The organism is Pseudomonas sp. KBN12P06040, assembly GCF_037574965.1.
Taxonomy (GTDB): domain Bacteria; phylum Pseudomonadota; class Gammaproteobacteria; order Pseudomonadales; family Pseudomonadaceae; genus Pseudomonas; species Pseudomonas aeruginosa.
The window spans coordinates 5,877,199-5,889,520 of sequence record NZ_JBBELS010000001.1; the positions used below are offsets into that span (position 1 = coordinate 5,877,199).

The following is a 12,322-nucleotide window of genomic DNA, read 5'->3' on the forward strand; positions in this document are numbered from 1 at the left end:
CGGCCCTTCCCCTGCCCGACCGTCGCGCGCCGCCCCTCTGCCCGCGAGCACGGAGAGAACGATGAAAGACACGATTCGCCAGCTGATCCAGCAAGCCCTCGACCAACTGACCGCGGACGGCACCCTGCCCGCCGGCCTGACCCCGGACATCCAGGTGGAGAACACCAAGGACCGTAGCCACGGCGATTTCGCCAGCAACATCGCCATGATGCTGGCCAAGCCGGCCGGGATGAAGCCGCGCGACCTGGCCGCCAGGCTGGTCGAGGCAATCCCCGCCCACGAGCAACTGGCCAAGGTGGAGATCGCCGGCCCCGGCTTCCTCAACTTCTTCCAGGATCACGTCTGGCTCGCCGCCAGCCTCGACCGCGCCCTCGCCGACGAACGTCTCGGCGTGCGCAAGGCAGGCCCGGCGCAGCGCGTGGTGATCGACCTGTCCTCGCCGAACCTGGCCAAGGAGATGCACGTCGGCCACCTGCGCTCGACCATCATCGGCGACGCCGTCGCGCGCGTCCTCGAGTTCCTCGGCGACACGGTGATCCGGCAGAACCACGTCGGCGACTGGGGCACCCAGTTCGGCATGCTGCTCGCCTACCTGGAAGAGCAACCGGTCGACGCCGAGGCCGAGCTGCACGACCTGGAGGTCTTCTACCGCGCGGCGAAGAAACGCTTCGACGAGTCTCCCGAATTCGCCGACCGCGCCCGCGAACTGGTGGTCAAGCTGCAGGCCGGCGACCCCGACTGCCTGCGCCTGTGGACCCGCTTCAACGAGATTTCCCTGTCGCACTGCCAGAAGGTCTACGACCGTCTCGGCGTGAAGCTGAGCATGGCCGACGTCATGGGCGAGAGCGCCTACAACGACGACCTCGCCCAGGTGGTCGCCGACCTGACCGCCAAGGGCCTGCTCACCGAAGACAACGGCGCGCTGTGCGTCTTCCTCGAAGAGTTCAAGAACGCCGAGGGCAATCCGCTCCCGGTGATCGTGCAGAAGGCCGGCGGCGGCTACCTCTACGCCACCACCGACCTCGCCGCCATGCGTTATCGGCACAACGTGCTGCACGCCGACCGCGTGCTGTACTTCGTCGACCAGCGCCAGGCCCTGCACTTCCAGCAGGTCTTCGAAGTGGCGCGGCGCGCCGGTTTCGTTCCGGCCGGCATGGAGCTGGAGCACATGGGCTTCGGTACCATGAACGGCGCCGACGGCCGTCCGTTCAAGACCCGCGACGGCGGTACGGTGAAGCTGATCGACCTGCTGGAAGAGGCCGAGAGCCGCGCCTATGCGCTGGTCAAGGAACGCAACGAGCAGCGCGCCGAGCGTGGCGAGGAGCCGTTCGACGAGGTCCAGCTGCGCGAGATCGGCCGGGTGGTGGGGATCGACTCGGTGAAGTACGCCGACCTGTCCAAGCACCGCACCAGCGACTACAGCTTCAACTTCGAACTGATGCTCAGCTTCGAAGGCAACACCGCACCCTACCTGCTCTACGCCTGCACCCGCGTGGCCAGCGTCTTCCGCAAGCTCGGCCAGGGCCGCGAGCAACTGGGCGGGAAGATCGTCCTCGAGCAGCCCCAGGAGCTGGCCCTGGCCGCACAGCTGGCGCAGTTCGGCGACCTGATCAACAACGTCGCGCTCAAGGGCGTGCCGCACCTGCTCTGCGCCTACCTGTACGAGTTGGCCGGGCTGTTCTCCAGTTTCTACGAGCACTGCCCGATCCTCACCGCCGAGGACCCGGCGCAGAAGGACAGCCGCCTGCGTCTCGCCGCGCTGACCGGCCGTACCCTGGAACAGGGCCTGGAGCTGCTCGGTCTGAAGACTCTGGAACGCATGTAATCGAACCCGCCCGAACAGGAGTCCGGGAACCCCCATGGCAAAGAAGAAACCCGCCCCCAAGCGCGGCGCCAGCCGCTACCAGGCGCCCGCCGCGAAGAACGGCGTTCCCGGCTGGGTCTGGCTGGTCGCCGGCCTGGCCATCGGCGGCTTCATCATGTTCCTGATGAAGCTCGAACCCGGGCGCAAGGACGTCCAGCGCGAACGCCCGGACGCCCAGCGCCCAGCCGCCGTGCAGGGCAAGCAGCCGCAGCAGAACGGCCAGGCCCAGCAGCCCGCGCAAACGCAGACGCCGGCCCAGGCCAAGCCGAAGTACGAGTTCTACACCCTGCTGCCGGAGTCCGAGGTCGTGGTGCCGCCGGAAGCGGTACCGGAGAAGGCCCCGCCGCCGCCCACCCCCGCCGAGCTGGCCAAGGCCGACGAAGCGCGGGCCAAGGCCGCACTCGCCGGGCAGGTGCCACCGCCGCTGCCGAAAGCGGTGGTCGCCGCCAGCACGCAGTTCTTCCTGCAGGCCGGCTCGTTCCGCAAGCAGTCCGACGCCGACCGCGTGCGCGCGCAGATCATCCTGCTCGGGCAGTCGGTGAACGTCGAGGCCGGCAACGTCCGCGACGAGACCTGGTACCGGGTGATGGTCGGCCCGTTCAACAGCCGCGACCAGTTGTCCCAGGCGCAGAAGACACTGTCCTCCAACGGCTTCAGCAACCTGCTGTTACAGCAACGCAAGGCCCGCTGAACGCGGGCCACGCCGTGCGTTCCGACGCACGGCGGTGCGTGCGGTTGAAAAGCCGCGGATCGCCCCTATATCTCCCAGCATTCCGGGCATTCGGCCCCGCAGTGTGGAGATTTCCCCCTTGACCACCATCGTATCTGTCCGCCGCAACGGCAAAGTCGTCATGGGCGGCGACGGCCAGGTTTCCCTGGGCAACACCGTGATGAAAGGCAACGCCAAGAAGGTCCGGCGCCTGTATCACGGTCAGGTACTGGCCGGTTTCGCCGGCGCCACCGCCGATGCCTTCACCCTGTTCGAGCGCTTCGAGCAGCAACTGGAGAAACACCAGGGGCACCTGGTCCGCGCCGCCGTCGAACTGGCCAAGGACTGGCGCACCGACCGCTCCCTGAGCCGCCTCGAAGCCATGCTCGCGGTCGCCAACAAGGATGCCTCGCTGATCATCACCGGCAACGGCGACGTGGTCGAACCCGAACACGGCCTGATCGCCATGGGCTCCGGCGGCGGCTTCGCCCAGGCCGCGGCCCTGGCCCTGCTGCAGCACAACGCCGAGCTGAGCGCTCGGGAAGTCGCCGAGACCGCGCTGAACATCGCCGGCTCGATCTGCGTCTTCACCAACCAGAACCTGACCATCGAGGAGCTGGACAGCGCCGTCTGAAGCGCTCGTCCCCCGCTGGAGTAAACGAATGTCCATGACGCCCCGCGAGATCGTCCACGAACTCAACCGCCACATCATCGGCCAGGACGACGCCAAGCGCGCCGTCGCCATCGCCCTGCGCAACCGCTGGCGACGCATGCAACTGCCGGCCGAGCTGCGCGCCGAGGTCACGCCGAAGAACATCCTCATGATCGGCCCCACCGGCGTCGGCAAGACCGAGATCGCCCGCCGCCTGGCGCGCCTGGCGAACGCGCCGTTCATCAAGGTCGAGGCGACCAAGTTCACCGAGGTCGGCTATGTCGGACGCGACGTCGAGTCGATCATCCGCGATCTCGCCGACGCCGCGGTGAAGATGCTCCGCGAACAGGAGATCCAGAAGGTCAAGTATCGCGCCGAGGACGCCGCCGAAGAGCGCATCCTCGATGCCCTGCTGCCGGCCGCGCGTCCCGCCATGGGCTTCGGCGACGAGCCGGCACGCGAGGACAGCAACACCCGCCAGCTGTTCCGCAAGCGCCTGCGCGAAGGCCAGCTGGACGACAAGGAAATCGACATCGAGGTGGCCGACAACCCGGCCGGCGTGGAGATCATGGCCCCGCCCGGCATGGAGGAGATGACCAACCAGTTGCAGAACCTGTTCTCCGGCATGAGCAAGGGCAAGAAGAAGACCCGCAAGCTGAAGGTCGCCGAGGCCCTGAAGCTGATCCGCGACGAAGAGGCGGTGCGCCTGGTCAACGAGGAAGAGCTCAAGGCACGCGCCCTGGAGGCGGTCGAGCAGCACGGCATCGTCTTCATCGACGAGATCGACAAGATCGCCAAGCGCGCCAACGCCGGCGGCGCCGACGTCTCCCGCGAGGGCGTACAGCGCGACCTGCTGCCACTGATCGAGGGCTGCACGGTGAACACCAAGCTGGGCATGGTCAAGACCGACCACATCCTGTTCATCGCCTCCGGCGCCTTCCACCTGAGCAAGCCGAGCGACCTGGTTCCCGAGCTGCAGGGCCGCCTGCCGATCCGCGTGGAGCTCAAGGCCCTCAGCCCGAACGATTTCGAGCGCATCCTCACCGAGCCGCATGCCTCGCTCACCGAGCAGTACCGCGAGCTGCTGAAGACCGAGGGACTGGCCATCGAGTTCGCCGAGGACGGCATCAAGCGCCTTGCCGAGATCGCCTGGCAGGTCAACGAGAAGACCGAGAACATCGGTGCCCGCCGCCTGCATACGCTGCTCGAGCGGCTGCTGGAGGAGGTCTCGTTCAGCGCAGCCGACCTGGCCAGCGAGCATAGCGACAAGCCGATCCTGATCGATGCCGGCTACGTCAACAGCCACCTCGGCGAGCTGGCCGAGGACGAGGACCTGTCCCGCTACATCCTTTGACCACCGCCGCCGCCACGGCCAGCACCGTGGCGGCGGGCCGCGCGGTCCCGAACCGGGGTATCCTTGTACTCCGCCCTTCCGCGAGTCCGATGCGATGCGTATCCCTTCCGCCATCCAGCTGCACAAAGCCTCGAAGACCCTGACCCTGCGCTACGGCGAGGACAGCTACGACCTGCCCGCCGAGTTCCTCCGCGTGCATTCGCCCTCGGCCGAGGTCCAGGGCCACGGCAACCCGGTATTGCAGTACGGCAAGCTGAACGTCGGCCTGGTCGGCGTCGAGCCCGCCGGCCAGTACGCACTGAAGCTGAGCTTCGACGACGGCCACGACAGCGGCCTGTTCACCTGGGACTACCTGTACGAGCTGGCGACCCGCAAGGACCAGCTATGGGCCGACTACCTGGCGGAGCTGGCCAGCGCCGGCAAGTCGCGCGACCCCGACGAGTCGGTCGTCAAGCTGATGCTCTGAAGCGCCGGGCCGAGTGCCCCTTCGCGGCACACGGCATCCAGGCGATTTTTCCCCGCTGCCCCGAACGAGGGCACGTCATTTGCAACATTCGCCCCGCAGACTGCCAGACCAGACATCCGGTCGGCGCGGTCGCCACGGCGAATGTCCTACCCTGCACGGCAGCAACGCTCTAGTCCGCAGGTCGGCCGCTCGCCGGGCCAGCCACGCCGGCCACCGATGCTTCTGCCAGCTTGCACGCCAGCGGAAACTCGCGTAACCAAGGCGGTGCAGCCCCTTGTCCGGGTTCCCTTCCCTGACGTGCGTCCGCCCCGCCCTGAAACGTGCGGGTGGGCTGGTAGTCGAGCAGTAGCCGGCCGGACACCTGGTCCCCGGTTTCGTTGCGGTCCCCTGTTTCGCCTCGAACAATGGAGCGTTGCCGATGAGTCAAAAGAACAATAACGAGCTTCCCAAGCAAGCCGCGGAAAACACGCTGAACCTGAATCCGGTGATCGGCATCCGGGGCAAGGACCTGCTCACCTCCGCGCGCATGGTCCTGCTCCAGGCGGTGCGCCAGCCACTGCACAGCGCCAGGCACGTGGCGCATTTCAGCCTGGAGCTGAAGAACGTCCTGCTCGGCCAGTCGGAGCTGCGCCCAGGCGACGACGACCGGCGCTTTTCCGACCCGGCCTGGAGCCAGAATCCGCTGTACAAGCGCTACATGCAGACCTACCTGGCCTGGCGCAAGGAACTGCATAGCTGGATCAGCCACAGCGACCTGTCGCCGCAGGACATCAGTCGTGGCCAGTTCGTCATCAACCTGCTGACCGAGGCGATGTCGCCGACCAACAGCCTGAGCAACCCGGCGGCGGTCAAGCGCTTCTTCGAGACCGGCGGCAAGAGCCTGCTGGACGGCCTCGGCCACCTGGCCAAGGACCTGGTGAACAACGGCGGGATGCCGAGCCAGGTGGACATGGACGCCTTCGAGGTGGGCAAGAACCTGGCCACCACCGAGGGCGCCGTGGTGTTCCGCAACGACGTGCTGGAACTGATCCAGTACCGGCCGATCACCGAATCGGTGCACGAACGCCCGCTGCTGGTGGTGCCGCCGCAGATCAACAAGTTCTACGTCTTCGACCTGTCGCCGGACAAGAGCCTGGCGCGCTTCTGCCTGCGCAACGGCGTGCAGACCTTCATCGTCAGCTGGCGCAACCCGACCAAGTCGCAGCGCGAATGGGGCCTGACCACCTATATCGAGGCGCTCAAGGAGGCCATCGAGGTAGTCCTGTCGATCACCGGCAGCAAGGACCTCAACCTCCTCGGCGCCTGCTCCGGCGGGATCACCACCGCGACCCTGGTCGGCCACTACGTCGCCAGCGGCGAGAAGAAGGTCAACGCCTTCACCCAACTGGTCAGCGTGCTCGACTTCGAACTGAATACCCAGGTCGCGCTGTTCGCCGACGAGAAGACCCTGGAGGCCGCCAAGCGTCGCTCCTACCAGTCTGGCGTGCTGGAGGGCAAGGACATGGCCAAGGTGTTCGCCTGGATGCGCCCCAACGACCTGATCTGGAACTACTGGGTCAACAACTACCTGCTCGGCAACCAGCCGCCGGCGTTCGACATCCTCTACTGGAACAACGACACCACGCGCCTGCCCGCCGCGCTGCACGGCGAGTTCGTCGAACTGTTCAAGAGCAACCCGCTGAACCGCCCCGGCGCCCTGGAGGTCTCCGGCACGCCCATCGACCTGAAGCAGGTGACTTGCGACTTCTACTGTGTCGCCGGTCTGAACGACCACATCACCCCCTGGGAGTCGTGCTACAAGTCGGCCAGGCTGCTGGGCGGCAAGTGCGAGTTCATCCTCTCCAACAGCGGCCACATCCAGAGCATCCTCAACCCACCGGGCAACCCCAAGGCACGCTTCATGACCAATCCGGAACTGCCCGCCGAGCCCAAGGCCTGGCTGGAACAGGCCGGCAAGCACGCCGATTCGTGGTGGCTGCACTGGCAGCAATGGCTGGCCGAACGCTCCGGCAAGACCCGCAAGGCGCCCGCCAGCCTGGGCAACAAGACCTATCCGGCCGGCGAAGCCGCGCCCGGAACCTACGTGCATGAACGATGAAAAGCGACCAGCCTGAAGAACTGCCGCAGGAGCGATCCGCGGCCTCCGCCGACGAAACCCCGCCAGCGCCTCCGGCGCGGCCCCGCGCCGCGCGGAAGCCGGCCAGGCCCCGTATCGCCGAGCCCGCGGCTGCGCCGCCGAGGACCCCGAGCATGCCCCAGCCCTTCGTCTTCCGGACCATCGACCTCGACGGCCAGACCATCCGCACCGCAGTGCGGCCGGGCAAGGAAGGAAGCACTCCGCTGCTGATCTTCAACGGCATAGGCGCCAACCTGGAACTGGTATTCCCCTTCGTCCAGGCGCTCGCCCCGGAACTGGAGGTGATCGCCTTCGACGTTCCCGGCGTCGGCGGTTCCTCGACGCCCAGCGTGCCCTACCGCTTTCCCGGCCTGGCCAAGCTGGCGGCGCGGATGCTCGACTACCTGGACTACGGCCAGGTCAACGCGATCGGCGTGTCCTGGGGCGGCGCGCTGGCCCAGCAGTTCGCCCACGACTATCCGGAACGCTGCAAGAAGCTGATCCTCGCCGCCACTTCGGCTGGCGCGGTGATGGTGCCAGGCAAGCCGAAGGTACTGATGCGCATGGCCAGCCCGCGGCGCTACATCCAGCCCTCCTATGGCGTACACATCGCACCGGACATCTACGGCGGGGCCTTCCGCCGCGACCCCAAGCTGGCCATGGCGCATGCCAGCAAGGTGCGTTCGTCGGGCAAGCTGGGCTACTACTGGCAACTGTTCGCCGGGCTCGGCTGGACCAGCATCCACTGGCTGCATAGGATCCGCCAGCCGACCCTGGTGCTGGCCGGCGACGACGACCCGATCATCCCGCTGATCAACATGCGCGTGCTGGCCTGGCGCATTCCCAACGCCGAACTGCACGTGATCGACGACGGCCACCTGTTCCTGGTGACCCGCGCCGAATCGGTGGCGCCGATCATCATGAAGTTCCTCGCCGAGGAGCGCCGCCGCGCCGTCATGCACCCTCGTCCGTTCCTGCCCAAGACCGGCTGAACTGCTGCGCGGGCAACACCAGGGCAGCAGACACTGCTTCGTCATGGTGCAGGTGCATAGTCAATGTTCCGTAACGGCGCATGGCGCCTGGCTTCGCCGCGACAGCGCAAGCTCTGCGACGCCCCTCCCGGCGTTGTGGTACAGCGCTTGCTGCCCCACTGTCGGGCGGCATCCTCCCTGTTCAGGCAGGTGTGCGGTTCTGCCCCGGGTGAAACGGAATTCACAGGCTATAACTGAGTATTCCGAGCCAGGGGACTATCGCCCATGGCATCCAGACTGTGGTCCTACGACGGAGTGTGGTCCATGCGAGAAAAACAGGAATCGGGTAGCGTGCCGGTGCCCGCCGAGTTCATGAGTGCGCAGAGCGCCATCGTCGGCCTGCGCGGCAAGGACCTGCTGACGACGGTCCGCAGCCTGGCCGTCCACGGCCTGCGCCAGCCGCTGCACAGTGCGCGGCACCTGGTCGCCTTCGGAGGCCAGTTGGGCAAGGTGCTGCTGGGCGACACCCTGCACCAGCCGAACCCTCAGGACGCCCGCTTCCAGGATCCATCCTGGCGCCTCAATCCCTTCTACCGGCGCACCCTGCAGGCCTACCTGGCGTGGCAGAAGCAACTGCTCGCCTGGATCGACGAAAGCAACCTGGACTGCGACGATCGCGCCCGCGCCCGCTTCCTCGTCGCCTTGCTCTCCGACGCCGTGGCACCCAGCAACAGCCTGATCAATCCGCTGGCGGTAAAGGAACTGTTCAATACCGGCGGGATCAGCCTGCTCAATGGCGTCCGCCACCTGCTCGAAGACCTGGTGCACAACGGCGGCATGCCCAGCCAGGTGAACAAGACCGCCTTCGAGATCGGCCGCAACCTCGCCACCACGCAAGGCGCGGTGGTGTTCCGCAACGAGGTGCTGGAGCTGATCCAGTACAAGCCGCTGGGCGAGCGCCAGTACGCCAAGCCCCTGCTGATCGTGCCGCCGCAGATCAACAAGTACTACATCTTCGACCTGTCGCCGGAAAAGAGCTTCGTCCAGTACGCCCTGAAGAACAACCTGCAGGTCTTCGTCATCAGTTGGCGCAACCCCGACGCCCAGCACCGCGAATGGGGCCTGAGCACCTATGTCGAGGCCCTCGACCAGGCCATCGAGGTCAGCCGCGAGATCACCGGCAGCCGCAGCGTGAACCTGGCCGGCGCCTGCGCCGGCGGGCTCACCGTGGCCGCCTTGCTCGGCCACCTGCAGGTGCGCCGGCAACTGCGCAAGGTCAGTAGCGTCACCTACCTGGTCAGCCTGCTCGACAGCCAGATGGAAAGCCCGGCGATGCTCTTCGCCGACGAGCAGACCCTGGAGAGCAGCAAGCGCCGCTCCTACCAGCATGGCGTGCTGGACGGGCGCGACATGGCCAAGGTGTTCGCCTGGATGCGCCCCAACGACCTGATCTGGAACTACTGGGTCAACAACTACCTGCTCGGCAGGCAGCCGCCGGCGTTCGACATCCTCTACTGGAACAACGACAACACGCGGCTGCCCGCGGCGTTCCACGGCGAACTGCTCGACCTGTTCAAGCACAACCCGCTGACCCGCCCGGGCGCGCTGGAAGTCAGCGGGACCGCGGTGGACCTGGGCAAGGTGGCGATCGACAGCTTCCACGTCGCCGGCATCACCGACCACATCACGCCCTGGGACGCGGTCTATCGCTCGGCCCTCCTGCTGGGCGGCCAGCGCCGCTTCATCCTGTCCAACAGCGGGCACATCCAGAGCATCCTCAACCCTCCCGGAAACCCCAAGGCCTGCTACTTCGAGAACGACAAGCTGAGCAGCGATCCACGCGCCTGGTACTACGACGCCAAGCGCGAAGAGGGCAGTTGGTGGCCGGTCTGGCTGGGCTGGCTGCAGGAGCGCTCGGGCGAGCTGGGCGACCCTGACTTCAACCTTGGCAGCGCCGCGCATCCGCCCCTCGAAGCAGCCCCGGGCACCTACGTGCATATACGCTGAAAGACCCGGCCCGGGCGCCTGGAGCCGGGCACCTCGATCCCCAGAAGAAGTCCGGATGAAGACACGCGACCGTATCCTCGAATGCTCGCTGTTGCTGTTCAACGAACAGGGCGAACCCAACGTCTCGACACTGGAAATCGCCAACGCACTGGGCATCAGCCCGGGCAATCTCTACTACCACTTCCATGGCAAGGAACCGCTGGTGATGGCGCTGTTCGAGCGGTTCCAGGCCGAGTTGGCGCCGCTGCTCGATCCGCCCGAGGAGGTGCGCCTGGGCGCGGAGGACTACTGGCTGTTCCTGCATCTGATCGTCGAGCGCCTCGCCCACTACCGCTTCCTGTTCCAGGACCTGTCCAACCTGACCGGGCGCCTGCCACGGCTGGCTCGCGGCATCCGTACCTGGCTCGGCGCGCTGAAGCGGACCCTGGCCACCCTGCTGGCCCGCCTCAAGGCCGACCGGCAGTTGCGCAGCGACGCGCCGGCACTCGGGCAACTGGTCGAACAGATCACCCTGACCCTGCTGTTCTCCCTGGATTACCAGCGGGTACTGGGCAGCAAGGGCGAGGTGCGCACGGTGGTCTACCAGATCATGATGCTGGTCGCCCCGCATCTGCGCAGCGAGGCCCAACGCTCGGCGGAAAGCCTGGCGCAGCGCTACCTGGGACCGGAATGAAAAACGCCCGGCGAGTGCCGGGCGTGTGCGTTGCCGCCAGGACTCAGCCCTGGCTGCTCGGCGTCGCCGGAGCGTTCGCTGCCGGAGCGCTGGCAGCCGGTGTGGCGGCGGGGGCAGCGGGCGCGCCCGAAGACGCGGCGGGAGCGGCCGGTTTCGCCGCGGCGGGCTTGGCGGCCGGCTTCTTCGCCGCAGGCTTTTTCGCAGCCGGCTTGGCGGCAGGTTTCGCCGCGGGCTTGGCGGCGGTCGCAGCGGCCGGCTTGGCTGCCGGCTTCGCGGCGGGCTTGGCTGCGGCAGGTTTCGCAGCAGGCTTCGCCGCAGCCTTGGCTGCCGGCTTGGCCGCCGGTTTCGCGGCGGCCTTCGCAGCCGGTTTGGCGGCGGGCTTGGCTGCCGGCTTGGCGGCCGCGGTCTTCGCTGCAGGTTTTTTCGCCGCGGGTTTCGCCGCAGGCTTGGCGGCGGCCTTGGCTGCCGGTTTAGCTGCCGGCTTGGCCGCTGCGGTTTTCGCCGCGGGCTTGGCAGCCGGTTTCGCCGCAGGCTTGGCCGCTGCCTTCGCCGCCGGCTTGACGCTGACGCCGGTGAGTTTCTCGATCTGTCTGGTCAGCGTATCGACCTTGCCGTGCAGCTCCTTCACCTCGTTGCGGCTCGGCACGCCGAGACGCGAGATGGCGCTGTTCAGGCGCTTGTCGAAAGCTTCCTCGAGCTCGCTCCACTTGCCGAGCGCACGGTCCCGAACCTCGTCGACCTTGCTCTTCGCAGAGCGGGCGGAAGCCTTCGCCGCACCGACCTGCGCGTCCACATCGGACTTCGCTTCTTTTTCAGCCTTCTCGCCGTCTTTCACCAAGGTCTCGAACAGCTTGCTGCCGTCCTTGCTGACCTTCGAGTAGGCCCCCAGACCAGCCAGCCAGATCTGCCGCGAGTATTTCTCGATCTCGCCGATCCAACTGGACTCTTTTTCGCTCTTCTTCTTGCCAGCCATCCTGCTCTCCTTATTGGGTTCTCGCGACACGCTCGAGCACTGCGCTCAGCTCATCCAGCTTAGCAGAGAGTGCTTCGACATCGTTCCGGGAAGGTATGCCTATCCGGTTCAACGTGCTAGCGACACGGCTGTCGAATGCCTGCTCGATCCTGTCGAGCTGGTCTTCGACTTTTCCCTTCACCGAAGAGAGGCCGGTCTTGACACTGTCATTGGCCGAATCGACCTGACTTGTGACCAGCGATTTGCCTTTTTTCTCCAGGGCTTCGCCAGCTTTCACCAATTCCTTGAAGTAGTCGCTGCCTTCGGTGCCCAGGCGGGAATAGGCACCCAGGCCGGCAAGCCAGATCTGGCGGGCATAGTGGCGGATCTCGGAGACCAGGGAAGTGGATTCGGAAACGGTCTTTTTCTTCAGGGCAATCTTGGCCATGGGGCACCTCACGCTCGTTGGGTTGAAGAAACCGCAGGCGCCGCCGGAACGCTGGCAGCGTGAGAGCAAGGTATCGGGGAAAATTAGAAACCGCATACTAAGCGGAAGAT

At 66.5% G+C, this 12,322-nt stretch carries 11 protein-coding genes; 9 read left to right on the plus strand and 2 right to left on the minus strand.

Annotation, left to right across the window (positions count from 1 at the left end):
- Positions 1 to 61 precede the first annotated feature (61 nt).
- The 9 genes from argS (at position 62) to VQ067_RS27680 (ending at position 10,812) form a co-directional block, all read left to right on the plus strand.
- Positions 62 to 1,825, plus strand: coding sequence for an arginine--tRNA ligase (gene argS, locus VQ067_RS27640; RefSeq protein ID WP_003110892.1), 1,764 nt, complete (start codon positions 62 to 64; stop codon positions 1,823 to 1,825).
- 34 nt (positions 1,826 to 1,859) lie between these two features.
- Positions 1,860 to 2,555 (plus strand): SPOR domain-containing protein, encoded by a 696-nt coding sequence (locus tag VQ067_RS27645; protein WP_003095850.1) that lies wholly within the window; start codon positions 1,860 to 1,862, stop codon positions 2,553 to 2,555.
- 118 nt (positions 2,556 to 2,673) lie between these two features.
- Entirely contained in the window at positions 2,674 to 3,207 is a 534-nt protein-coding gene (hslV, locus tag VQ067_RS27650; RefSeq protein WP_003095852.1) for an ATP-dependent protease subunit HslV, read from the plus strand.
- Between the two features lie 28 nt (positions 3,208 to 3,235).
- The gene (gene hslU / locus VQ067_RS27655; RefSeq protein WP_003095854.1) at positions 3,236 to 4,579 is read left to right on the plus strand and encodes an ATP-dependent protease ATPase subunit HslU; all 1,344 of its coding nucleotides are present in this window, start codon (positions 3,236 to 3,238) and stop codon (positions 4,577 to 4,579) included.
- Between the two features lie 94 nt (positions 4,580 to 4,673).
- The gene (locus VQ067_RS27660; protein ID WP_003095857.1) at positions 4,674 to 5,045 is read left to right on the plus strand and encodes a gamma-butyrobetaine hydroxylase-like domain-containing protein; all 372 of its coding nucleotides are present in this window, start codon (positions 4,674 to 4,676) and stop codon (positions 5,043 to 5,045) included.
- Positions 5,046 to 5,463: 418 nt separating this feature from the next.
- The gene (gene phaC, locus VQ067_RS27665; protein WP_003095864.1) at positions 5,464 to 7,143 is read left to right on the plus strand and encodes a class II poly(R)-hydroxyalkanoic acid synthase; all 1,680 of its coding nucleotides are present in this window, start codon (positions 5,464 to 5,466) and stop codon (positions 7,141 to 7,143) included.
- Positions 7,144 to 7,295: 152 nt separating this feature from the next.
- A complete protein-coding gene (phaZ, locus tag VQ067_RS27670; protein ID WP_340080949.1) occupies positions 7,296 to 8,153 on the plus strand; it encodes a poly(3-hydroxyalkanoate) depolymerase in 858 nt (285 codons plus the stop codon).
- 303 nt (positions 8,154 to 8,456) lie between these two features.
- The gene (gene phaC, locus VQ067_RS27675; RefSeq protein WP_003116130.1) at positions 8,457 to 10,139 is read left to right on the plus strand and encodes a class II poly(R)-hydroxyalkanoic acid synthase; all 1,683 of its coding nucleotides are present in this window, start codon (positions 8,457 to 8,459) and stop codon (positions 10,137 to 10,139) included.
- 55 nt (positions 10,140 to 10,194) lie between these two features.
- Positions 10,195 to 10,812, plus strand: a complete 618-nt coding sequence (locus tag VQ067_RS27680; protein ID WP_033953304.1) for a TetR/AcrR family transcriptional regulator — start codon at positions 10,195 to 10,197, stop codon at positions 10,810 to 10,812.
- Positions 10,813 to 10,855: 43 nt separating this feature from the next.
- Here the strand turns inward: VQ067_RS27680 and VQ067_RS27685 are convergent, their stop codons facing one another.
- Positions 10,856 to 11,785 carry a phasin family protein gene (locus VQ067_RS27685; protein ID WP_033991486.1) on the minus strand — a complete coding sequence of 310 codons (930 nt, stop codon included), beginning with the start codon at positions 11,783 to 11,785 and terminating at the stop codon, positions 10,856 to 10,858.
- A gap of 10 nt (positions 11,786 to 11,795) precedes the next feature.
- The gene (locus VQ067_RS27690) at positions 11,796 to 12,212 is read right to left on the minus strand and encodes a phasin family protein (RefSeq protein WP_003103463.1); all 417 of its coding nucleotides are present in this window, start codon (positions 12,210 to 12,212) and stop codon (positions 11,796 to 11,798) included.
- Positions 12,213 to 12,322: the final 110 nt, after the last annotated feature.

What these genes read in the sequence shown, in the direction of transcription:
- phaZ (WP_340080949.1), top strand. Translation starts at nt 7,296, where the DNA reads ATGCCCCAGCCCTTCGTCTTCCGGACCATCGACCTCGACGGCCAGACC.
- VQ067_RS27645 (WP_003095850.1), top strand. Translation starts at nt 1,860, where the DNA reads ATGGCAAAGAAGAAACCCGCCCCCAAGCGCGGCGCCAGCCGCTACCAG.
- VQ067_RS27690 (WP_003103463.1), bottom strand. Translation starts at nt 12,212, where the DNA reads ATGGCCAAGATTGCCCTGAAGAAAAAGACCGTTTCCGAATCCACTTCC.
- VQ067_RS27660 (WP_003095857.1), top strand. Translation starts at nt 4,674, where the DNA reads ATGCGTATCCCTTCCGCCATCCAGCTGCACAAAGCCTCGAAGACCCTG.
- VQ067_RS27685 (WP_033991486.1), bottom strand. Translation starts at nt 11,785, where the DNA reads ATGGCTGGCAAGAAGAAGAGCGAAAAAGAGTCCAGTTGGATCGGCGAG.
- argS (WP_003110892.1), top strand. Translation starts at nt 62, where the DNA reads ATGAAAGACACGATTCGCCAGCTGATCCAGCAAGCCCTCGACCAACTG.
- hslU (WP_003095854.1), top strand. Translation starts at nt 3,236, where the DNA reads ATGTCCATGACGCCCCGCGAGATCGTCCACGAACTCAACCGCCACATC.
- VQ067_RS27680 (WP_033953304.1), top strand. Translation starts at nt 10,195, where the DNA reads ATGAAGACACGCGACCGTATCCTCGAATGCTCGCTGTTGCTGTTCAAC.
- phaC (WP_003116130.1), top strand. Translation starts at nt 8,457, where the DNA reads ATGCGAGAAAAACAGGAATCGGGTAGCGTGCCGGTGCCCGCCGAGTTC.
- phaC (WP_003095864.1), top strand. Translation starts at nt 5,464, where the DNA reads ATGAGTCAAAAGAACAATAACGAGCTTCCCAAGCAAGCCGCGGAAAAC.